The 21,093-nt window shown below is 67.8% G+C and carries 24 protein-coding genes; 18 read left to right on the top strand and 6 right to left on the bottom strand.

Annotated elements, in window-relative coordinates; all coding sequences use genetic code 11:
• Positions 1-22 precede the first annotated feature (22 nt).
• A complete protein-coding gene (locus BM286_RS00130; RefSeq protein ID WP_092919240.1) occupies positions 23-754 on the bottom strand; it encodes a TetR/AcrR family transcriptional regulator in 732 nt (243 codons plus the stop codon).
• Positions 755-852: 98 nt separating this feature from the next.
• Here BM286_RS00130 and BM286_RS00135 point away from each other — a divergent pair, with 98 nt between their 5' ends.
• The 4 genes from BM286_RS00135 (at position 853) to BM286_RS00150 (ending at position 5,026) form a co-directional block, all read left to right on the top strand.
• The gene (locus tag BM286_RS00135) at positions 853-2,208 is read left to right on the top strand and encodes an amidohydrolase family protein (protein ID WP_092919242.1); all 1,356 of its coding nucleotides are present in this window, start codon (positions 853-855) and stop codon (positions 2,206-2,208) included.
• Between the two features lie 61 nt (positions 2,209-2,269).
• On the top strand, positions 2,270-3,154 hold the full coding sequence (locus BM286_RS00140; protein ID WP_092919244.1) for a fumarylacetoacetate hydrolase family protein: 885 nt from the start codon (positions 2,270-2,272) through the stop codon (positions 3,152-3,154).
• 803 nt (positions 3,155-3,957) lie between these two features.
• The gene (locus BM286_RS00145; RefSeq protein WP_092919247.1) at positions 3,958-4,545 is read left to right on the top strand and encodes a nucleotidyltransferase domain-containing protein; all 588 of its coding nucleotides are present in this window, start codon (positions 3,958-3,960) and stop codon (positions 4,543-4,545) included.
• The gene (locus BM286_RS00150) at positions 4,538-5,026 is read left to right on the top strand and encodes a hypothetical protein (protein WP_092919249.1); all 489 of its coding nucleotides are present in this window, start codon (positions 4,538-4,540) and stop codon (positions 5,024-5,026) included. The genes BM286_RS00145 and BM286_RS00150 overlap by 8 nt, the downstream gene beginning before the upstream one ends.
• 160 nt (positions 5,027-5,186) lie before the next feature.
• Here BM286_RS00150 and BM286_RS00155 read toward each other — a convergent pair whose 3' ends face one another.
• Positions 5,187-6,194 (bottom strand): TatD family hydrolase, encoded by a 1,008-nt coding sequence (locus tag BM286_RS00155; RefSeq protein ID WP_092919251.1) that lies wholly within the window; start codon positions 6,192-6,194, stop codon positions 5,187-5,189.
• Between the two features lie 79 nt (positions 6,195-6,273).
• Between BM286_RS00155 and BM286_RS00160 the strand changes: the two genes are divergently transcribed.
• The 6 genes from BM286_RS00160 to BM286_RS00190 all read left to right on the top strand — a co-directional run bounded on the left by BM286_RS00160 (position 6,274) and on the right by BM286_RS00190 (position 11,271).
• A complete protein-coding gene (locus BM286_RS00160; protein ID WP_092919253.1) occupies positions 6,274-7,335 on the top strand; it encodes a WD40/YVTN/BNR-like repeat-containing protein in 1,062 nt (353 codons plus the stop codon).
• Positions 7,336-7,779, top strand: a complete 444-nt coding sequence (locus BM286_RS00165) for a DoxX family protein (RefSeq protein WP_092919255.1) — start codon at positions 7,336-7,338, stop codon at positions 7,777-7,779.
• Between the two features lie 186 nt (positions 7,780-7,965).
• Entirely contained in the window at positions 7,966-8,607 is a 642-nt protein-coding gene (locus BM286_RS00170; RefSeq protein WP_092919257.1) for an Era-like GTP-binding protein, read from the top strand.
• Entirely contained in the window at positions 8,607-9,029 is a 423-nt protein-coding gene (locus BM286_RS00175; RefSeq protein WP_092919259.1) for a DUF2073 domain-containing protein, read from the top strand. The genes BM286_RS00170 and BM286_RS00175 overlap by 1 nt, the downstream gene beginning before the upstream one ends.
• Positions 9,030-9,740 (top strand): OapC/ArvC family zinc-ribbon domain-containing protein, encoded by a 711-nt coding sequence (locus BM286_RS00180; protein WP_092919261.1) that lies wholly within the window; start codon positions 9,030-9,032, stop codon positions 9,738-9,740.
• A 349-nt stretch (positions 9,741-10,089) separates the two neighbouring features.
• A complete protein-coding gene (locus BM286_RS00190; RefSeq protein ID WP_092919264.1) occupies positions 10,090-11,271 on the top strand; it encodes an aspartate kinase in 1,182 nt (393 codons plus the stop codon).
• 159 nt (positions 11,272-11,430) lie between these two features.
• On the opposite strand, the gene BM286_RS15370 is transcribed toward BM286_RS00190, so the two are convergent.
• The gene (locus BM286_RS15370; protein ID WP_158293703.1) at positions 11,431-11,583 is read right to left on the bottom strand and encodes a hypothetical protein; all 153 of its coding nucleotides are present in this window, start codon (positions 11,581-11,583) and stop codon (positions 11,431-11,433) included.
• Positions 11,584-11,786: 203 nt separating this feature from the next.
• Complete coding sequence (locus tag BM286_RS00195) at positions 11,787-12,224, bottom strand: hypothetical protein (protein ID WP_092919265.1); 438 nt, start codon at positions 12,222-12,224, stop codon at positions 11,787-11,789.
• An 89-nt stretch (positions 12,225-12,313) separates the two neighbouring features.
• Between BM286_RS00195 and BM286_RS16015 the strand changes: the two genes are divergently transcribed.
• Together BM286_RS16015 and BM286_RS00200 are read left to right on the top strand one after the other, a co-directional pair.
• A complete protein-coding gene (locus BM286_RS16015) occupies positions 12,314-12,403 on the top strand; it encodes a hypothetical protein (RefSeq protein WP_449272172.1) in 90 nt (29 codons plus the stop codon).
• Positions 12,403-13,284, top strand: a complete 882-nt coding sequence (locus BM286_RS00200) for a DUF7089 family protein (protein ID WP_092919266.1) — start codon at positions 12,403-12,405, stop codon at positions 13,282-13,284. The genes BM286_RS16015 and BM286_RS00200 overlap by 1 nt, the downstream gene beginning before the upstream one ends.
• Positions 13,285-13,313: 29 nt before the next feature.
• Here BM286_RS00200 and BM286_RS00205 read toward each other — a convergent pair whose 3' ends face one another.
• Positions 13,314-13,892, bottom strand: a complete 579-nt coding sequence (locus BM286_RS00205) for a DUF7090 family protein (protein ID WP_092919268.1) — start codon at positions 13,890-13,892, stop codon at positions 13,314-13,316.
• 231 nt (positions 13,893-14,123) lie between these two features.
• Here BM286_RS00205 and BM286_RS00210 point away from each other — a divergent pair, with 231 nt between their 5' ends.
• Together BM286_RS00210 and BM286_RS00215 are read left to right on the top strand one after the other, a co-directional pair.
• The gene (locus tag BM286_RS00210) at positions 14,124-14,696 is read left to right on the top strand and encodes a magnesium transporter (protein ID WP_092919271.1); all 573 of its coding nucleotides are present in this window, start codon (positions 14,124-14,126) and stop codon (positions 14,694-14,696) included.
• Positions 14,697-14,752: 56 nt separating this feature from the next.
• The gene (locus tag BM286_RS00215) at positions 14,753-15,268 is read left to right on the top strand and encodes a magnesium transporter (protein WP_394327271.1); all 516 of its coding nucleotides are present in this window, start codon (positions 14,753-14,755) and stop codon (positions 15,266-15,268) included.
• 31 nt (positions 15,269-15,299) lie between these two features.
• Here the strand turns inward: BM286_RS00215 and BM286_RS00220 are convergent, their stop codons facing one another.
• Complete coding sequence (locus tag BM286_RS00220; RefSeq protein ID WP_092919276.1) at positions 15,300-15,743, bottom strand: DUF2391 domain-containing protein; 444 nt, start codon at positions 15,741-15,743, stop codon at positions 15,300-15,302.
• A gap of 66 nt (positions 15,744-15,809) precedes the next feature.
• Here BM286_RS00220 and BM286_RS00225 point away from each other — a divergent pair, with 66 nt between their 5' ends.
• The 4 genes from BM286_RS00225 (at position 15,810) to cgi121 (ending at position 20,799) form a co-directional block, all read left to right on the top strand.
• Positions 15,810-16,487: a class I SAM-dependent methyltransferase gene (locus BM286_RS00225; protein ID WP_092919278.1), complete on the top strand. Its 678-nt coding sequence runs from the start codon at positions 15,810-15,812 to the stop codon at positions 16,485-16,487.
• Positions 16,488-16,628: 141 nt separating this feature from the next.
• Positions 16,629-17,318: a hypothetical protein gene (locus BM286_RS15070; protein WP_143103845.1), complete on the top strand. Its 690-nt coding sequence runs from the start codon at positions 16,629-16,631 to the stop codon at positions 17,316-17,318.
• A gap of 398 nt (positions 17,319-17,716) precedes the next feature.
• A complete protein-coding gene (locus BM286_RS00230; protein WP_092919280.1) occupies positions 17,717-20,185 on the top strand; it encodes an ATP-dependent DNA helicase in 2,469 nt (822 codons plus the stop codon).
• Positions 20,182-20,799, top strand: coding sequence for a KEOPS complex subunit Cgi121 (gene cgi121 / locus BM286_RS00235; protein ID WP_092919282.1), 618 nt, complete (start codon positions 20,182-20,184; stop codon positions 20,797-20,799). The genes BM286_RS00230 and cgi121 overlap by 4 nt, the downstream gene beginning before the upstream one ends.
• Positions 20,800-21,093 lie beyond the last annotated feature (294 nt).

A 21,093-nucleotide genomic window follows, 5' to 3' on the forward strand; every position in this document is an offset into this window, starting at 1 on the left:
GCGGAAAAAGGCGACCCCTCGGCTACTCCGTCCGTTCCAGCGACTCGAAGATGAACTCGTCCATCGCCTTCCGGGCCTCCTCGGGCGCGTCCTCGTGACCGAGCGAGATCCGGCGCCCGCGCGCGGCGTGGATGACGTCGGTCACCAGCTGGCCCATCCGCTCCGCGTCGACGTCGCGGAAGACGCCCTCCTCGATCCCCTCCTCGACGACCTCGACGATGCTGCCGCGGATGCGCTCGTAGTGCTCGTTGAACACCTCGCGGTGGTCGCCGTCGTTTTGCGCCTGCGTGTACAGCTCGTGGTACACCTTCATCCGGTCCCAGTGGCTAAACTCCTCGAACTCGGGGCCGAACAGGCACTGGTCGACGCGGGCGCGGAGCTCGGTCCGCGGGTCCGCGTCCCCGTCGACGACCACGCTCCCCTCGTACTGGTCGATGATGTGTTCGAGGAACGAGGACATCAGGTCGTACTTCCCGTCGAAGTGATAGTGGATCACCTGCCGCGTGAGGTCCATCTCCTCCCCGATGTCGCGCATCCGGAGGTCCTTGTACCCGTGCTTGCTCAGCGCGCGGAACGTCGCCTCCATGATGACCTCCTTCGTGTCCTTCGAGGACACCGTCTCCCCGCCGGACTCGTCGGCGGGGTCCTCTGCGGGAGGGCTCCCCTCGGAGGGCCGCTCCCGGGAGGCGTCGTCGCCGCCGTCGGTCGGGGACTCGACGGATTCGCCCGCCGATCCGCCCTGTGATTCGCTCATACCCACACTCTACGGGTGAGGTACATAATACGATTGGCTCTCACTGCGTTTACCGTCCGGTAAAGTTTTAACCTCTTGGTCAAACCCTATTATCGAACATGACACAGACGATCGTTCGAAACGGGACCGTGGTCTCGCTCGACCCGGACGTGGGGGAGTTCGAGGAGGCCGACGTCCTGATCGAGGACGGCGAAATCGTCGAGGTAGGCACCGGACTTGCGGCGTCGAACGCGGAGGAGATCGACGCTTCCGGGAAGATCGTCGTCCCCGGCTTCGTCGACTCGCACATCCACCTCGCGCAGACGCAGGTACGCGGTATCGCCGGCGACTGGTCGCTCATGGGCGAGTACTTCGACCATATGCTCGGTAACATCACCGGGCTCTATCAGCCCGAGGACATGTACCTCGGCGGTCTCTACGGCGCCTTCGAGAAGCTCTACACCGGGACGACGACGGCGCTCGACTGGTCGTACCCCAACACGCTCGAACACGGCGAACGCGCCGTCGACGCGCTGAAGGACACCGGACTGCGCGCGGTGTACACCTACGGTCCGCCGGGCGACGACGCGGCGAAGTGGTGGTACGAGAGCGACGTGGGCCTCCCCGAGGAGAACATCCGTAGCCTCCACGAGGAGAAGATCCGCGACGACGACCTGCTCACCCTCGCGCTCGGGCTCCGCGGCCCCGACTTCTGCGTCCCCGAGACCGCTCGCGCGGACCTGGAGCTGGCGCGCGACCTCGGCGTCCTCTCGACGATCCACATGGGCGCCGCGCTGTGGCCGTCCTCCGAGTACGGCGACGACTACCAGGGCTTCGGCGCCATCGAGGACATGCTCGGCCCCGACGTCAACGTCGCCCACGGGAACCACTTCACCCAGGAGGACATCGACCACGCCGTCGAGCAGGGGGTCTCCTTCTCGTCGACGCCGGAGGTCGAGATGCAGATGGGCCACGGCATCCCCGTCACCGGAAAGGTGCTCGAGGCCGGCGGCCGCCCGGCGTGGGGCGTCGACGTCTGCTCGAACGTCAGCGGCGACATGGGGAGCCAGATGCGCATCGGGATGCAGCTCCAGCGCATGTTCGACAACCAGGCGGTGTTAGAGGGCGACGAGGAGGTCACCGAGGTGAGCATCTCCGCGCGCGATACCCTCGAAATGGCCACCATCGAGGGCGCGAAGGCGCTCGGCCTCGACGACGAGATCGGGACGATCACGCCCGGCAAGCGCGCCGACCTCGTCCTGTTCGACGCCGACGACTTCATGACCGCCCCCAGCCACAACCCGGTCCAGACCGTCGTGTTCCAGACCGATCCCTCGCACATCGACACCGTCCTCGTCGACGGCGAGGTCGTCAAGCGCGACGGCGAGCTGACGAACCCGAAGGTCGACGAGGAGTTCGACCGGTTCGTCGCCTCCGGCGAGCGCCTCCTCGACGAGGCCGGGATCGACCTGTAACACCGGCCGACGCGCCCGCTTCACCGACCGAACTAACCTCTCGACTCACTACTCACCTCACATGCGAATCGGACAATACCGAACGACGGACGAACAGACACCGTGGCCCGGCGTCGCGACCGACGACGGCGTCGTCGACCTCGCCGAGGCCGGCGCCGCCGCCGGCGTCCACGTGCCCGACCGAACCAGCGACCTCCTCGCCGACTGGGAGTGGCGCCGCAAGGCCGACCTCGCGGTCGAACACGCCGCGGAGACGGGCGTCGGCGTCCGCGACCCTACCGACCTCGAGCGCGCCGCCCCCGTCGACGACCCGCGGAAGGTCGTCTGCGTCGGACTGAACTACCGCGACCACGCCGAGGAGGGCGACAACGAGATCCCGGACGAGCCCGTCCTCTTCTCGAAGTTCCCCACCTCGGTCGTCGGCCCAGACGACGCGGTCCGATGGGACCCCGAGTACACCGAGAAGGTGGACTACGAGGCCGAGCTCGTCGCCGTCATCGGCGAGCGCGCCCGCCGCGTCGACCCCGAGGACGCCCTCGACCACGTCGCCGGCTTCACCGTCGGCAACGACGTCTCCGCGCGCGACCTCCAGCACGGCGACGGCCAGTGGGTCCGCGGGAAGAGCCTCGACACCTTCGCCCCGACCGGCCCCGACCTCGTCACGACCGACGAGATCGACGACCCGCACGACCTCGAGATATTCGCCGAGGTCAACGGCGAACGGCTTCAGGAGTCGTCGACCGAGAACCTGATCTTCGGCGTCGACGAGCTGATAGCCTTCTGTAGCCGGGCGTTCACGCTCGAACCCGGCGACCTGGTGTTCACCGGCACGCCCCCCGGCGTCGGCGTCTACCGCGACCCCCCGGTGCTGCTCGGCGACGGCGATTCGGTCACTATCGGCGTCGAGGGCGTCGGCGAACTCACGAACGAGTTCGAGACGGAGTAGGACCGCCCTGTTGTCGAATATTTATAAGAGATTACCAGCGTCGCGACTTCCGTTGAAATACTACACTCTAGACGCATTCTCGCCGGAAACGGTTGGTCACCAAACGCTGATTTTTGATCCAGTGCGGGAGTACGTGTAGTACGTCGTGAGTGGGATCATTTATAAACCAGAGTGCGGTATTGCTGTCGGCTGTTTATAAATGACTAACGCTGCTGAGATGGCGGTCTCCAAAGCCCCAGTCGCGACGGCTCGCGCGCCTTGCTGCGCTCCTCAGTCGCTCGTTTCACTCGCTCCTTGCGGTGCTTGCTGCGGCGTGCTTCGCCCTCGCGACTGTCCCTTTGAGTCCCGGCCCGCACCGCTCAGTACCGCAGCCTCACGCCTCCCCAGCCTCGCGGTTCGCGCTCTCCGAGCGCTCACCGCGTCCCTCGCGGGCTGGCTCGCGGCCTCCGCTTCGCTCCGGCCGCTCGCAGGCGCGCCACCGCCGGCTATTTCTAAGTGTTTGTCGCCGCCGATAGCGTCTTTTTAAATATCGAATCGCTGCTACCGATCTGCGATACCCACTCCCGTTCTCGCTCGTCGCTGTGTTCGTACAGACCGGAACGACTCGCAATATACCACTTTTTGAGGATAATATGCCTGAAAAATCGGACTCTAACCGTGGCAGTCCGTCCTAATCGACTCATTTCATCGGCAGAGTTTTCAGACCGTTTCTTAATAAGAATAGTATGCCTAATAAGAAAGAGACAATCTCGATCGAACTGCGATATCCGTTTCCGGAGGATCGGGTGTTTCGATACCAAGCGATGGAGGACGTTCTTGCGGTCCTCATCGATCAGCCGTACGCGGCGTACTCGATGAGCGAACTCGCGAGTCTCACGGGAGCGAATCAGGGGACGATCTCGAAGGCGGTGAAGCTGCTTTCCGAGCTTGATGTCGTCGAAACGGCACAGGACGGTCGGACCCGGCAGGTCCGGATCAACCGCGAGCGGCTCACGAAACCGGATCCGATTCTCTCGATCCCGCAGAGCGAGTTTCACCACCCGGTCCGGGCCTTCCTCCAACGAGCTCAAGAGGAGCTGGACGAGGTAGTCGGTGTCGTCCTATTCGGCAGCGTCGCTCGGGGGGAAGCGGATAGGACCAGCGACATCGACCTACTGGTGGTCGTCGACGGGGACCGAACGGCCGCTCGTCGGACCATCCAGTCGATCGTCAGCGACCTCGAGGACCGACGGTTCGAAGGGAACCGCTACACCTACCAGCCGCTCGTCGAATCGACGGACAGCGTCAGCCGAATCGGCGACGAGCTCCGTCCCCAGTTCGACGACGGCATCACGTTGGTCGATTCCGACCGCCTCTCAGAGCTCCGAACTGAGGTGTACAGCGATGAATGACGATATCCGGGATCGATTGGCGGAGGCCGAGCGGAGCTTCGAGGGCAGTCCCGGAACGATCGAAGAGGGTCTGGACGTCGACGACGCGGAGCTGGTCCAACTTCGCCGTGCCTGCCGGCTGTTGGAGGTCGGATCGAACCTCCTCGACCGAGGGTACTACACGGTCGTAATCGAGTCGGCGTTCGTCGCCATCGAGCGCACGATTCAGTTCCGGCTGATCCACGACGGAGCGATGTCGCCCTCGGAGGTCATCAGCAGCCACCGGCGGCTCTACCAACGCGGGGCCGAGATCGGTCTCTACGACGACGCCTTCGGGGACGACCTCGCCGAGCTGTGGAACCGGAACCGAACGGAGACCTACTACAGGCTTGGAATAGCAACGAAGGAACAGGCCGAGGCAATGTCCGGGCTGGCCGGGGGTATCCACCGACACCTCGTCGACGTGACTCGGGTGTCACACGAGTGTCTCTGTCGGGGGTAGCTCCCTCGAACCGCAGTCCTCGTCGCTCTCTTCGTTCGCGACCCGCTCGCACGGTCGTCTCACGGCCGGCTCCCGGGCACACACGGAGGCGTGTCGCGCCTCTTAAAGACGACTCAGAGCCGCCGGCGATGCCACCATACCGTGAACTCATTTAAATAGCCTACTCCGCCAGCCCGAACACGTCTCGCGGGTTCTCGTACACGACGGTCCGGATGTCGTCGACGTCGATGCCGTACCGGTACAGCTCGAACATCGCGCGCTTCACCGCGTACGGGTCCGTGCGCAGCACGTTCGCGGTGTCGGTGTCGATCATGACCCGCTCGGAGCCGTACTCGTCGATGGCGTTCGCCACGTCGGCGGCGTCGACGCCGACCAGCCACGAGTGGCCGATGGTGTAGCTCAGGTAGCAGTCCGTCTCGGTCATCAGGTACTCCGTGTTGTTCGCGTCCGCGTGCGAGGCGACCACGCGCTCCTCGTCGAGGCCGGCGTCCGCGGCCGCCTCGACGTCCCGCTTTACCGCCTCCAGGGCCGGGTTCTCGCCGTCGAGGACCGGCTCGGTACCGAGCCCGGTGTTCTTCTCGTACCCCGGCGTCACGCCGAGGTCGTCGCGGTACTCCCGCTTCGCGTCGGGCGTCGTGTTCGGCGTGTGGAGCAGGACGGGGAGGTCGTGGTCGGCGGCCAGCTCCATCTGCGCCCCGACGACCGCCTGCTGCTCGTCGACGTCCCAGCGCTCGACGTGCTGGCTCGGGACGACGCCGGTCTCTCCGACTGCGACGACCTCGTCGAGCGCGCAGTAGTCGTCCATCGCGGCCAGCAGCTCGTCGGGGTTCTCGATCCGGACGCCGGTGTGGACGCCGAGCCCCAGCTTCGCCTCGAAGAAGTGGTTGCGCTCGATCGCCCGCCGGCGGTTGATCGCGTCGTCCCAGAGGAAGCGGATGTCGCTCGCCTCCACGGGCTTGTAGGGGGTCCAGTGGTACCCCGACGACACCATCACCATCGACCGGCAGCCCGAGAGGGCGTACCGCTCGCGGTCCTCCCACGAGAGCGTGTGCGCGTGGTTGTGCGGGTCGATCCACGGAATGTTCAGCAGTTCGGTCGGGAGGTCCGGGTCCGAGCCGTCGAGGAACGCGGCGTCCGTCGGGCGAACGGTGGCGTGTGGCGCGGTCATGCCTCCACCGTCGTCCCCCGGCCACTTAGCGTTTTACAGATTGGTAAAACTTTATTATGCGTCCGACTGACTTCCGAATATGACACTGTTGATCGGGACAGACTCGGGGCTGTACCGAACGGACGACGTCCCCTTCGAGCGCGACGAGCTCGACCCCGTCCTCGACTGCGGGGTCGTCACCGCGGTGAAGTCGTGGGACCACACCGAGGGCGTGTTCGTCGCCTCCTCGACGGGCGCGTACCGCTCGCTCGACGGCGGGGAGACGTGGACCGACCTGGAGGTCCCCCTCGGCGACCGCTTCTGGCACGCCGGACAGAGCGAGGTGTGGTCGATCCTCGCGACCGCGGACGGCGCGCTGTACGCCGGCACGAACGACCCCTACGTCTTCCGCTCGGTCGACGGCGGCGAGACGTGGACCGAGCAGAAGGGGTTCCGCGAGCTCCCCTCCCGCGGCCACTGGGAGTCGCCGATCGACCCGCACTACGCCCGGCTCCGCGCGCTGGAGGCGGTCCCCGGCCGCCCGGAGCACCTGATCGCCGGGGTCGAAGCGGGCGGGATCCACGTCAGCCGCGACGGCGGCCGCACGTGGTCCGACCACCGGGACGCCATCGTCGACGACGTCCACCAGGTTCTCCCCATCTCGGAGGACGTCTGGCTGGCGGCGACCGGCTACCTCGACCACGACTTAGAGAACCTCGGCCTCGGCCACGCGGTCGGCGAGGGCGGGCTGTGGCGGACGACCGACGCGGGCGAGTCGTGGGACCGGCTCGACGTCGGCAGCGACTTCTCGTACATCCGCCGGGTGTTCGTCCACGACGGTCGGGTGATCTTCTGCGGCGGCGAGGAGGCGCCCCCGGCGTGGGTGAACGACGACCACGAGGTCGCGCTGTTCGAGTCGACGAACTTCGGCCGCGACTTCGAGCGCGTCGACTTCCCCGGCGAGCCCCACGAGATAATCGAGACGTGGGCGGTCCACGACGGCGACGTGGTCTGCGGCTCCGGCCTCTTCGACGTGCCCGACGAGCGCGACGACGTGGCGGGCCGGATCATGCGGCGTCTCGACAGCGAGGGCGACGAGGGGCCGACCTACGAGACGGTCGGTCGCGTCGACGCGAACGTCAGCCGGATCGAGGTGGTCTGAATGGCGGACGAAGCGGAATCGCCGGCCGGACCCGACGACGCCGACCGCGACGCGCCGTCGCTGCTCGGCCGCTCGCTGTACGGCGGCGTCCTCGCGTACATGGCCGTCGACGGCTTCAAGAACAACGACAAGCGGGTCTCGGTCGCCGAGGAGAAGGGCGTCCCGATGCCGGACGTCCTCGTCCCGTTCGTCACCGGGATGCTGCTGGTCGCCAACCTCGGGATCGTCCTCTGGCGCCTCCCGCGGGCGGCCGCGGGCGCGCTCGTCGTCTTCTTCCTCGGGACGACGCCCGCCATCCACGACTTCTGGACGATGGAGGGGAAAGAGCGCCACGGCAACAAGATCAACTTCCTGAAGAACCTCGCGCTTCTCGGCGGGGCTATCGTCTTCCTCGACGCCGCGAGCGAGAGCGACGAGGGAGTCCGAGAGGGCGACGGGGAGTAGTCCCGGTCCCCGAATTTCCGGTTCCTCCGGCGCCGACGCTCCGGATCGGAGATGTCTGACGCAGTTCTTAAGTGAGAGCGGCGAGGAGCCTACCGTAATTCCCCGAACGGGCGTCGAGCGCTCGGATCGAACGGCGCCGCGAAACGACCGCGGTGTTCGGGAAAACCACACGGATTGGAGGTCAGGATGGGACTGCTCACGAACCTCAGAGACAGCATATCGCGGGTCACGGACGGCCTGTTCGCGGCCGACGAGCCCAAGCGGATCGGGATCTACGGACCGCCGAACGCCGGTAAAACGACCCTCGCAAACCGGATCGCACGCGACTGGACGGGTGACGCCGTCGGCCCCGAGAGCCACATCCCCCACGAGACTCGCCGGGCCCGCCGGAAGGAGGGCGTGGAGATCGAACGCAACGGGCGCAAGGTCACCATCGACATCGTCGACACCCCCGGGGTGACGACGAAGGTCGACTACAAGGAGTTCTTGGACCACGACATGGAGAAGGACGACGCCGTCCGCCGGTCGCGCGAGGCGACCGAGGGCGTCGCGGAGGCGATGCATTGGCTCCGCGAGGACGTCGACGGCGTCATCTACGTGCTCGACTCGACGACGGATCCCTTCACCCAGGTGAACACGATGCTGATCGGGATCATCGAGTCGCAGGACCTCCCGGCGCTGATCCTCGCGAACAAGACGGACCTGGAGGGGTCGGACGTCCAGCAGATCGCGAACGCCTTCCCGCAACACGAGACGATCCCGCTGTCCGCGCTGGAGGGCGACAACATGGACGAAGTGTACACCAAAATCGCGGAGTACTTCGGCTAATGGCCGGCCCGAAAGCCAACGTCGACGCCGCGGACGACCCCGACGATCCCGACGACTCCGGCGACGGCGTCCGGATCGACATGATAAGCGGCGCTCGGATGGAGGGGCTCACGACCATGGAGAAGATCCGGCTCATCCTCGACGGCGTCCGCGACGGCAATATCGTCATCCTCGAGGAGGGGCTCTCCCCGGACGAGGAGTCGCGCCTCATCGAGGTGACGATGACCGAGATCAGTCCGGACGACTTCACCGGCATCGAGATCGAGACGTACCCGAAGGCCGAGGCGGGCGACCAGAGCTTTCTCGACAAGCTGATGGGCCGCGAGTCGACGCAGAAGCTCACGGTGATCGGCCCGGCGAACCGCATCGAGACGCTACACAAAGACGAGAACCTCATCAGCACGCTCGTCTCCCGCAAGTAGATGCCCCACCAGTGTACCTCCTGCGGGCGGACGTTCCCCGACGGCTCCAAGGAGATGCTGTCGGGGTGTCCCGACTGCGGCGGGAACAAGTTCCAGTTCAAGCCCGCCGGCGCGACGGACGAGACCGCGTCCGCCGGAAACGACGCCGGCTCCGGCGGCGACGAGGGAGGTCCGGTCGCCGGCAACGAACCCGACCGGTCGCCCTCGACCTCGGACGATCGGCCGACGCCGGACGACGGCGCCGCAGACCCGAACTCGAGCGAGCCCGCGGACGCGACGCCGTCCGAGGCGGCAGCGGCCGACGCGTCGGGGCGGGTCGACCCGTCGTCCGCGAGCGAGGCGTCCGAGAGCGTCGACCCGCCGTCTCCGAGCGACGGCACGGAGCAGATCGCTGACCGGAGCGACGAGGACACCGCGCAGGCGAGCGCGCGTTCCGAGGTGGTCTCGTCGGACGAACTCGACCGCGCGAGCCGCGAGGTCGACCCGGCCGACACCGCGGAGCCGCCGGCGGAGGGGGAACCCCAACCCGGCATCGACGCCCTCCGAGACGAGCTCAACGAGCAGTTCGAGAGCATTCGGATCGTCAGCCCGGGGCAGTACGAGCTCAACCTGATGGAGCTGTACGACAGACAGGAGTACATCATCTCCCTCCAGGAGGACGGCCGGTACGTAATCGAGATGCCCGACGCGTGGGGCATCGAGGACGAGTAGTCCGTCCCCTCGTCCCGACCGACCACGGCGTCCCGCGCTCCTCGCCACCCGGCCCTGTTGTCGGTGATCGATAGTCCGGTTTTCGTGGCCGCTCGGCGGCCGTTTCGGGCGATCCGGCGCTTCGGGCGACCCTTGTCGAAGAAGATACTGTTATCCGGCTTCCTCCGCTACGGGGTCGCATGTTTACCGATCGCTTCCCCCGATCCGGCCGGCGTTCCGGCCTCGATCCGGACCGCGCTGTCCCGACCGCCCCGCGTCGACCTGATGGTGACCGCTCTGATGGAGACCGATCTGAGGGGGACCGACCCGCCGGAGACCGACTCTCACGGGCTCCTGACGAGGTAGCCATATGCGCGTAGTCGCGAAGTTCGGCGGCACGAGCCTCGGCAGCGGCGACCGGATCGAGCGCGCGGCCGACTCGGTGGCGAGCGCGGTCGCGGCCGGCCACGAGATCGCGGTCGTCGCGAGCGCGATGGGGTCGACCACCGACGACCTCCTCGACGACATCACCTTCGAGACGGACGACGCCGACCGCGCCGAGATCGTCTCGATGGGCGAGCGGACCAGCGTCCGAATGCTGAAGGCCGCGCTCTCGGTTCGCGACGTCGACGCCGTCTTCCTCGAGCCCGGGCATCCCGACTGGCCCGTGGTCACGGACGAACTGGGCGAGGTCGACGTCGAGGAGACGAAGAAGCGCGCGCGGAAGATCGCCGCCGAGATGGACGGCGTCGTCCCGATCATCACCGGGTTCCTCGCCGAGGACCACGACGGAAACGTCACCACGCTCGGGCGCGGCGGGTCGGACACGACCGCGGTCATGCTCGGCAACTACATGGACGCCGACGAGGTCGTGATCGTCACTGACGTGGAGGGCGTGATGACCGGCGACCCGCGGGTGGTCGAGGGCGCGCGTAACGTCGGCCAGATAACCGTCGACGAGCTGCGGAACCTCTCCTTCCGCGGTGCCGAGGTGGTCGCGCCCTCCGCGCTCTCGTACAAGCACGAGGGGCTCGCGGTTCGGGTCGTCCACTACCAGCACGGCGACCTCCTCCGCGGCGGCACCCGGATCGAAGGCCAGTTCGAGAGCCTGATCGACATGCGCGAGGAGCCGCTGGCGTGTCTCACCATCGCGGGCCGAGCGATCCGGAACCGCCCCGGGATCCTCTCCGAGCTGTCGAACGCGCTCCGCGCCGAGGAGATCAACATCGACGCGGTCGCCTCGGGGATGGACTCGGTCACTTTCTACGTCGACGTCGACGTCGCCGAGACCGCCGAGGCGCTGCTCCACGAGGCGGTCGTCACCGACGAGGCGCTCTCTTCCGTCACCGTCGCCGATCCCATCGCCGTGATCCGCGTCACGGGCGGCGAACTCCCCAACCAGTCGGGCGTCATCCAGGACATCATCGCGCCCATCGCCGAGGCCGGCATCAACATCATCGACCTGATCACGAGCGCGACCTCCGTCGCGGTGTTCGTCGACTGGAACGACCGCGAGGAGGCGCTCGAAATCGTTCAACAGCGGTTCGACTGATCCGAACGGCCTCGTCCGACGCTCGGACCCCCGGATTCGCCGTCGTCGAAACCTTCCAGCTCCCGTGACAAAAGGCCGCTCAGGACGGCCGTCGTCGCCGCCGAGTCGGGGTTACCGCCTCGCTGTCCTCAGCCCAACGGACGGAGTTCGCTCCGGGACTCACCACCGGTGGCCGCCGATGTCCACGATCGAATGACACCGGGCGCACTCGGAGACGACGAGGGGGTCCGACGAGGACTGGTTCGTCACGTCGTCGTCCGGACCGGTCGGGCCGCCGCACCGCTTACAGACCATCGTACGATTCGCTTCCATCAGGGTCGCTCAGACGCGCCCGGCGGAGATAACTCATGCCATTTGGCATCAACCGGCTCGCCAGTCGAGCGGTCCGTCCGGATTCGACTCCGGCGCCGACGCCGTGAGAGGCGCACGCGCCGTATCCGATATATCCGCGAAACACAGCCCTAACGGCGCATTTCGACGAACCCATGAACCGGATTTTCAGGCCGCTCCGGGCCTCAGCCTTCCGGATCGAACCGGTACCGCGTCGTCGACGCGCCGTCGATCCGCGGCCCCGAGCCGACCGCCTCGAACCCGATCGACTCGGACGCGTCGGCCGCGGTCCCGTCGGTCGGCAGGACGGCCTCGACGGTCATCCCCTCCCGGGTCGCGAACCGCACCGGCTCCTCGAACAGGCGGCGGACCGCGTCCGGGTCGCCCTCGACGTTCGTCACGTGAACGGCCCCGTCGCGCACGTCGAACGAGACGAACCCGCTGACCGCGTCGACGGGAGTGTCTTCGCCGTCGTCGTCCGAATCGCCTTCGGACGCGACTCCGCCCGTCGTCGCGACGCGCACCGATCGGTCGTGGATCATGTTCCGGACGACGCCTTCCGGGCGACCCGTCATCGACGCCAGGGCCGCGGCGTCGGCCTCGACCGCGTCACGGACTCGCATACCGTTGGACTCTCGCCCGCCGACATAAAATCGCCGCACGCTCGCCGCGGACCGGATGATTTTAACGACCGGCGGACGCAGGAACTCGCATGAACAAATCGACCCAGATCGTCGTCGGCACGGTCGGCGTCTCGGCCGTCCTCTCGGTCCTCATCATCCTCTCGTACGTCTTCGCCTGATGTTCTCGCCCCGGCCGCTCGACGACGACCTCGCGGCGGTCCGCGACCGGTACGCACCGGAGTCGCCCGTCCTCGACGTGGACTCCGACTTCGAGACGCTCCCGCCGGCCGCCGCGGAGGACCTAGGTCTCTTCGTCGACGGGCTCGACCCCGCCTCGTACCCCGCCGAGTGGCTCCCCGAGGCGGTGCCGGACCTGCTCCGGAAGCACGCCGGACCCGCGTTCACCGTCGGGCTCCCGGGCGACGGGACGGTCGTCCGGACGACGCAGACCGACCCGCCCGCCGTGCTCGTCAAGCGGCGCGCGGAGGGGACGCCCGACGACTTCCTCGCCTTCCTCGTCGCGGAACGGCTGGTTCAGATCGGCCGCGAGCCGGGGCCCGGCACCGTGGGCGGCGAGAACTCGGGCGGAAGTGACGCGCCCGGCCTCCCGGAGTCGTTCCTCCCGTTCTTCGGCGATCGCTACCGCGACCTCGACGCGGCGATCCGCCGCCCGGACCCGGAGACGGGAGCCTCGACCACGGGCTTCGGCCCGACCGACGTCTTCCAGGTCGCGAACGCGCTGTTCGACGCGTGGGTCGGCCTCCGCGTCCGCGACGCGTTCGCGTCGTGGGAGGGCGAGTACCCCCGGCTGTTCGACGCGTGGATCGACGCGGGCGAGCGGCTCTCCGGCCGGCTCGGCGACCTCTCCGGCGAGGTCGCCCGCGGGGAGACCGACTTCGCGGCCGCGACGGAGTACGCCTGCTCGGCGGTGAAACACGACCTCGACCTCCCGGCGCCGTACGGCGCGCTCGACACGACCGCCTACCGGGATCGCGGGGCGGACTACGCCGTCGCGTGGGCGGAGAAGACGTTCGCAGCGCTCGTCGACGACGAGGAGTGAAACGGCGACCGCGGCCGAAATCGCGCTTCTCAGCCGTCGAAGGTGACGTTCCCCTCCCCGTCGAGCCCGATGACGCCGTCGAACAGCTCGCGGAACCGGTCGAGCGTCGCGACCTCGTGGACCTCCTCCGAGAGGTGGAAGATGCCGACCGCGTCGTGCTCGTCGAGGAGGGAGAGGATCTCGGCGGCGGCCTCGTACACCGCGTCGTCGTCGGCGTAGTAGGCCATCTCGGTGAGCGAGTCGACCGAGACGCGGCGCTTCCCCTCGTTTTCGGTGAGGAACCGCTCGACGCGGTCGACGACGCCGTCGAGGTCGTCGGGCGCGGAGACGTAGTACACGTCGTCGCTGGAGCGCCGCGAGTACCCGCGCTCGACGGAGAGCGTGTCGAGGATGGTCGCCTTCGTCTCGTCGACGTCGTAGTACTCCAGCTTCTGTTCGACCTCTCGGGCGGTGGTTCGCGTCGAGACGACGAGGAACGCGTCGGTGTCGGTCTTGAGGAAGTCGGTGTCGATCCGGTCCGTCTCGCCGATGCTCGGGTGGACGAGCAGGAGTCCGGTCCCGCCCGGTATCGTCTCCGGCCCGTTCTCGACGGCGAGGGAGTAGTCCATGGGATCGGAACTCGCCCGACTGACTTAACGGTACGGTCGACGGGGTCCAGACCGGCGGACGCGAACGGCTCCCTCGCCCCGCGTCGGGTCGCGGGCGCACTCCGCCCCGTCGCTACTCCCCCACCGTTTCATCTGGAGATCGCGACACGTACGCGCCCGGACTCGGTGAATCGACGCCGCCCGCGGACGCGGCGGTCGGTTTTTTTGCCCCGCCCGCCGTCGGTGCGTTCGATGCCCGGGCACGACACCGCGCGCGACATCTACCGGCAGGCGCTCCCGGTGATCGCGGTCAGCCTGATCGCGGGGCTGTTCGCGGGGACGATACTCGGCTCGGAGACCATGCGCGCGAACATCGAACAGGTCCCCGGACTGCTCCTGTTGCTGCCGGCGTTCCTCGCCACCCGCGGCGGGGTGTACGGCTCGCTCGGCGCCCGGCTCTCGACCGGGCTCCACCAGGGGATCATCGAACCCCGGTTCCGGCCGGACCGCCGGCTCACGAACGCGGTCGTCGCCTCCTTTATCAACGGGATGAGCGTCTCCGTGTTCATCGCGGTCGTCACCTACCTCACGCTCGTCCTGTTCGGTGACGGCGGGAGCCTCTTCCAGTTGGTCGGCGTGATGGTCGTCGCCGGCTTCCTCTCGGCGGTGCTCATGATCACGGTGTTGATCTCGGTCATCTTCGTCGGCTACCGGCGCGGGCTCGACCCCGACAACGTCATCGGCCCGGTCGTCACGACGCTCGGCGACGTGTTCGGGGTGTTCTTCCTCCTGGTCGGAGTGGCCGTCGTGGGGGCGGTGTCGTGACCGATCCCGCGCCGACCGGGATCGACGAGTGGTCGGTCCGGCGGATCGTCCGGACGATGATCCCGCTTCTGGCCGCGCTGTCGGTGCTCCAGCTCGTCTCCGGGACGGTGTTGGAGAGTTACGAGGAGATTCTGCTGCGGTATCCGGCGCTCCTGGTCCTCGTGCCCGTCCAGATCGGGACGGCCGGCAACCTCGCGTCGATAACCTGCTCGCGGCTCACGACCCAGCTCTACCTCGGGACCTACGAGCTCAGCCCGTCGAACCCCGCCCTCCGGGCGAACGCGGGCGCGGTGTTCGGACTCGCGGCGACCGTCTTCGGCGCGGTGGGGATCGCCGCGTGGGGCATCGGGCTCGCGCTCGGCGGGTCGCTCGCGCTCGGCCGGGTGCTGCTGATCTCGCTGGTCTCCGGCATGGCGCTCGCCGCGCTCGTCGTCGTCGCCAGCGTCGCCGCCGTCGAGGTGTCCTACCGCGTCGGGCTCAACCCCGACGACACGACGATCCCCGTGGTGACGAACCTCTGTGACGTCGCCGGCGTGTTGATCCTCTTCGCGGTCGTCTCGGTGGTGTTGTGAATCGATTTCCGGGAGCGTGGGCGCGCCGACCTCAGAACACGCTGTCAGCGGTCGCGGCGCCGACGACGCTGAACACGGCGCCGACCGCGACGGCCTTCGCGGTCGTCGCCACTACCGCGCCGTCGCCGATCCCGCCCTCGACGAGGAACGTGTGGGGCGCGTCGAAGATCAGCGCCAGCAGGAGCACGGAGCCGAACGCCACCGTCATCAGCGAGACGAAGCGGGTCGGGACCCCGACGAGGTCCGGCTCCTCGTCGACGTCGCGGCCGGTGTCGGCCCGGTACAGCGCGGCGTACCCGATCAGCGCCACGAGCCCGGCGGTCACGGCGGCCTGGACCCAGTTCATCCCCGCGGCGAGTTCCCACACCTCCGCGGTGACGACGAACGGCCCCGCGAGCAGGAAGCCGCCGACCGACTGCTGGGCCATGTCGGCCACCCGGAAGTTCGGGCGGCGGAGCGCTCGCGGGCGTTTCATGTCCCCCGTGGGGGGCGGAGCCGGTAAAACACCGCCGTTTTTCACCGCTCTCCCCGTCCGGCCGGTATGAGCGTTCGCGAGGAGTTCGACGAGTGGGCGGCGAGCGGGAAGGACCGCGGGATGGAGGACCGCCACTGGCACACCGCGAAACACGTCTTGGCGCGGATGCCGGTCGAGGACGGCGACGCCGTCCTCGATCTGGGCACCGGCTCGGGCTACGTGCTCCGCGCGCTCCGCGAGCGCGGCATCGGCCGCGGCTACGGCCTCGACGGCGCGCCCGAGATGGCGAACAACGCCCGCGGGTACACCGACGACGGCGCGGTCGGGTTCCTGGTCGGCGACTTCGACGAACTCCCCTTCGCCGACGACGCCCTCGACCACGTCTTCTCGATGGAGGCGTTCTACTACGCGAGCGATCCCGTCCACACGCTCGAAGAGGTTCGTCGGGTGCTGCGCCCGGGCGGCACCTTCTACTGCGCCGTCAACTACTTCGCGGAGAGCGAGACGACCCACGCGTGGCAGGAGAACATCTCCGTCGACATGACGCTGTGGTCGCGCGAGGCGTATCGGGCGGCGTTCCGCGAGGCCGGGCTGTACGTCGCCGAGCAGGACGCGATCCCGGACCGCGAGACCGAGATTCCCGACGCTTCGGAGTTCCCGACCGACGGCTACGAGACGCGCGAGGCGATGATCGATCGGTATCGGACGTGGGGGACGCTGTTGACGGTCGGCGTCGCTCCCTGACGTAATTGATGGGTTATTTATTTATATCCGCTCAGTAGAAACGTTCGCGTAATCCTACGCATCAGATAATTTAAAAATTAGCACTCTCAGATGAGAGCTGAGACAAAAGTATGAACACTAACATTAATTTATACACACGTAATGAACTCAAGCAAGCAGCTCCCGGCAGTCCATTTATCTATCCAGGATTTGAAAAACATCCAGGAATTACTGAGAGAAAACACGACTAATTGCCAGATAACAGTTAATCTGTCACTTCCTGGTGGGGTGGAGAAAGAATATCACTCACACAATGAAATCAACACCACTACATTAGACAACATCGGTGGATCGAACTCTTACGTTCTGTCTGTTATCGGCGAAGAAGGAGAATGTACAATAGCCGGTGAGAGTGATGGAACGGAATCTCACGTACTGTACTGTGACGGGGATCCTGATTGGGTGGAAATGGTCCTGTCTGAGATATCTGAATATATCAAATCAATTCAAACAGCAAAGAGTCATCTCAGAGATCAGTTGGTGGGAGAAAAAGTGGCAGTGCTGGCAACGCTGGCTGCGTTATTTGCTGGATGGGCACTGCCTAGCATAGCCCCACAGCCTGTTGTACACTACTTCCCAACTTTATCAGACGGATTTACATTTGCCATTGGACTGTTCGGTCTGTCTGTTTTGCGGTTTCGTAACTGGATACACCCATACGTCCGAATCAGTTCTAGTCACTCCCATCCAACTGAACGAAGACTAACATCGCTGATATTCTGTGTACTCGCATTCACAGTCTTTGTCTTGCTGGTGAGGTTCCTGTTGGGTCCGGGACCGCTTTTGAACTAGTATCAAAGACTGGAACCGACTGGTGAGAACACCCCCGAAGCCCCGGCCGCGAGGCGGGCGGACACTCGCTGTGCTCCTCGGTCGCTCGCTTCGCTCGCTCCCTGCGGTGCTTACGTCGTCTCCGCCCGCCTCGCACCCGCCCCTTCGAGTCCCGCCCCGCACAGCGACCGCACCTCACGCCTCCCCAGCCTCGTCGGCCGGCCTCCGCTGCGCTCCGGCCGGCCGACTCCCTCGCGCGTGCTCCTCGCGGCCGCCGGTGGCGGCCGCTCGCAGGCACGCGCCACCGCGGATCTATTTATATATAAGCGTCGCCGTCGGCGGTCGCGGTCGTGCCTCCCGTCTCCCGCCATAGCGCTCTTCCGACGGTTTAAATCGCGTGGGGACCCCACGGATGTGTAATGGAACCGAGTTCGCTCTCCGGGCTCCCCGCGGGCGTCGGCGAGGCGCTCGAAGCGGAGGGCGTCGCGGAGCTGTACCCGCCTCAGGAGGCGGCCGTCGAGGCGGGCGTCGTCGACGGCGAGAGCCTCGTCGCGGCCGTGCCGACCGCGTCGGGGAAGACGCTGATCGCGGAACTGGCGATGCTGTCGTCGATCGAGCGCGGCGGGAAGGCGCTGTACATCGTCCCGCTGCGCGCGCTCGCCAGCGAGAAGAAGGCCGAGTTCGAGCGCTGGGAGGAGTTCGGCGTCACGGTCGGCGTCTCCACGGGCAACTACGACTCCGACGGCGAGTGGCTCGCGAGCCGCGATATCATCGTCGCCACCTCGGAGAAGGTGGACTCGCTGATCCGCAACGGCGCGCCGTGGATCGACGACCTCACCTGCGTCGTCAGCGACGAGGTCCACCTCGTCGACGACTCCCACCGCGGCCCCACCCTCGAAGTGACGCTCGCGAAGCTCCGGAGGGTGAACCCGGGGCTCCAGACGGTCGCGCTCTCCGCGACCGTCGGCAACGCCGACGTCATCGCCGACTGGCTCGACGCCGAGCTCGTCGAGTCCGACTGGCGCCCCATCGAGCTGCGGACGGGGGTCCACTTCGGCAACGCGATCGAGTTCGACGACGGCAGCCGGCGCGAGGTGCCCGTCGAGCGCGGCGCAGACCAGACCGCGGAACTCGTCGCGGACGCCCTCGACACCGAGGAGGACGGGCAGGGCGGCTCCTCGCTCGTCTTCGTCAACTCCCGGCGCAACGCGGAGTCGTCGGCCCGCAAGCTCACGGACGTGACCGGCCCGCGGCTCACCGGCGACGAGCGCGACCGCCTCCGCGAGCTGGCCGAGGAGATCCGCGGCGTCTCGGACACCGACACCTCCGAGGACCTCGCGGACGCGGTCGAGGAGGGCTCGGCGTTCCACCACGCCGGGCTCGCGAGCGAGCACCGGAGCCTGGTCGAGGACGCGTTCCGCGACCGCCTGATCAAGTGCGTCTCCGCGACCCCGACGCTCGCCGCCGGCGTCAACACCCCCGCCCGCCGGGTGATCGTCCGCGACTGGCGCCGCTACGACGGCGAGTTCGGCGGGATGCAACCCCTCGACGTCCTCGAAGTCCACCAGATGTGCGGCCGCGCGGGCCGTCCCGGGCTCGATCCGTACGGCGAGGCGGTGCTGCTCGCGAGCGACGCCGACACCCGCGAGGAGCTGTTCGACCGGTACGTCTGGGCCGAGGCCGAGCCGGTCCGCTCGAAGCTGGCGGCCGAGCCCGCCCTCCGGACCCACGTCCTCGCGACGGTCGCGTCCGGCTTCGCCGCCACCCGCGAGGGGCTGCTCTCGTTCCTCGATAACACCCTCTACGCGACCCAGACCGACGACGAGGGGCGCCTGGCAGCGGTCACCGACACCGTCCTCGACTACCTCGACGTCAACGGGTTCGTTGAGCGCGACCGCGACGGCGGGAGCGAGGGCCTCGCGGCGACGGGGATCGGCCACACCGTCTCCCGGCTCTACCTCGACCCGATGAGCGCGGCCGAGATACTTGACGGGCTCCGGACCGTGGCGGACGGCGCGGACGACGAGGGCGCCGCCGGCGACTTCGTCCCCGCCGACGGCGCCGGTCCCGCCCCCGACGCGGGCGCCGAGGCCGACGCGGACGACTCCGGGTTCACGACGTACACGCGAGCGGACGAGGAGGGAGGCGACCCCGCCGCCGAGGCGGGGGAGCCGGACGCCGCCGCCGCCCCCGCCGTCACCCCCCTCGGCCTCTATCACCTCGTCAGCCGGACGCCCGACACCTACGAGCTGTACCTCAAGTCCGGCGACCGCGAGGAGTACACCGAGGTCTGCTACGAGCGCGAGACGGAGTTCCTCGGCGACGTCCCCTCCGAGTACGAGGACGTGCGGTTCGAGGACTGGCTCGCCGCGCTGAAGACGGCCCGCCTGCTGGAGGACTGGGCGAACGAGGTGGACGAGGACCGGATCGCGGAGCGCTACGGCGTCGGCCCGGGCGACATCCGCGGGAAGGTCGACACCGCCGAGTGGCTCCTCCGCGCCGCCGAGACGCTCGCGCGCGACGTCGAGGGGGTCGACGGCGACACGGTCGTTCGGGTGCGCGAGGCCCGCAAGCGGCTGGAGTACGGCGTCCGCGAGGAGCTGCTCGACCTCGCGGGCGTCCGCAACGTCGGCCGCAAGCGCGCCCGCCGCCTCTACGAGGCCGGCATCGAGAGCCGCGCCGACCTCCGCGAGGCGGACAAGGCGGTGGTGCTCGGCGCGCTCCGCGGCCGCGAGCGCACCGCCGAGCGGATCCTGGAGAACGCCGGCCGGGAGGACCCCTCGCTCGACGGCGTCGACCCGGACCGGTCGGCCTCCGCGGCGGCGACCGCGGGGGCGGACGCCGACGGCGACGGCGACGGACAGGCCAGCCTGGGTGATTTCGGATGACGGAGCCGTCGGGGGGCTCGTCCCGCGGGCCGTCAGCGACCTCGCCCCGACCGCCGGCGCCAGATCCCGCCGTCAGGCTCGTCGCCGGAACCTTCGCGATCGACGACCTCGACGCGTTCCTCAGCGACCTCGACGACGTCGGCCGGGAGACCGGCGCGGTCGTTCAGGCGTTCGACGCCGACCTCGTCGTCTCGACCGCTCACCTCCGGGAAGCGGTCCGGCTCGCCGCGCGAGCGATCGCCCGCGGCGAGGCGGTTGCGCGCGACCCCGGCGTCGAGGTCCTGCTGTACGCGGCCGGGCGGCGACAGATCGACCGCGCCCTCGAACTCGGCGTCTCCGAGGGAAGGCGGCCCGCGGTCGTCCTCCTCGCGGACTTCGGCGGCGTCCCCAGCGTCGACCGTCCGACCGCTGATCTGGACCGGGCCGTCGAGTCGATCCGAGCGCTCGCGGTCGATTCGATCGCGAGTCCGGACGGCGACGGGCTCCCCGTCGCCTTCGACGAGAATCGCGTCCGGGAGTTCTACGGCGTTACCGATCGCGAACTCGCCGCGACGAACGGCGACCTCGTCGACGTGGTTCGCGAACGCGTCGCGCTGCTCGACGTCGAGAAGTGACAGCGGGTCGAGAACCGCCGGATCGTACCCCTTCGTTTCCACTGGAAACCGCTGGACGTGGATCCCTCTGGGTTCCAGTTGAAACGGCACGGAGCAGAAGTAGTCCATCCTGGATTCGAACCAGGGTCGAAGCCCCCAGAAGGCTTCAGGATTGGCCACTACCCCAATGGACTGCGCACTTATCGGTAGCCAGTACGTCTTTGTAAGCGTTGCGCGTTGCGGTCGCCGTGCGATCGGTTGACGCTCCCCGTCCGCGTCGGCGCCCCTCGCCGGCGTCGCGGTCGCGACGGCGGC

It is taken from the genome of Halorubrum sodomense (assembly GCF_900111935.1).
Lineage (GTDB): Archaea > Halobacteriota > Halobacteria > Halobacteriales > Haloferacaceae > Halorubrum > Halorubrum sodomense.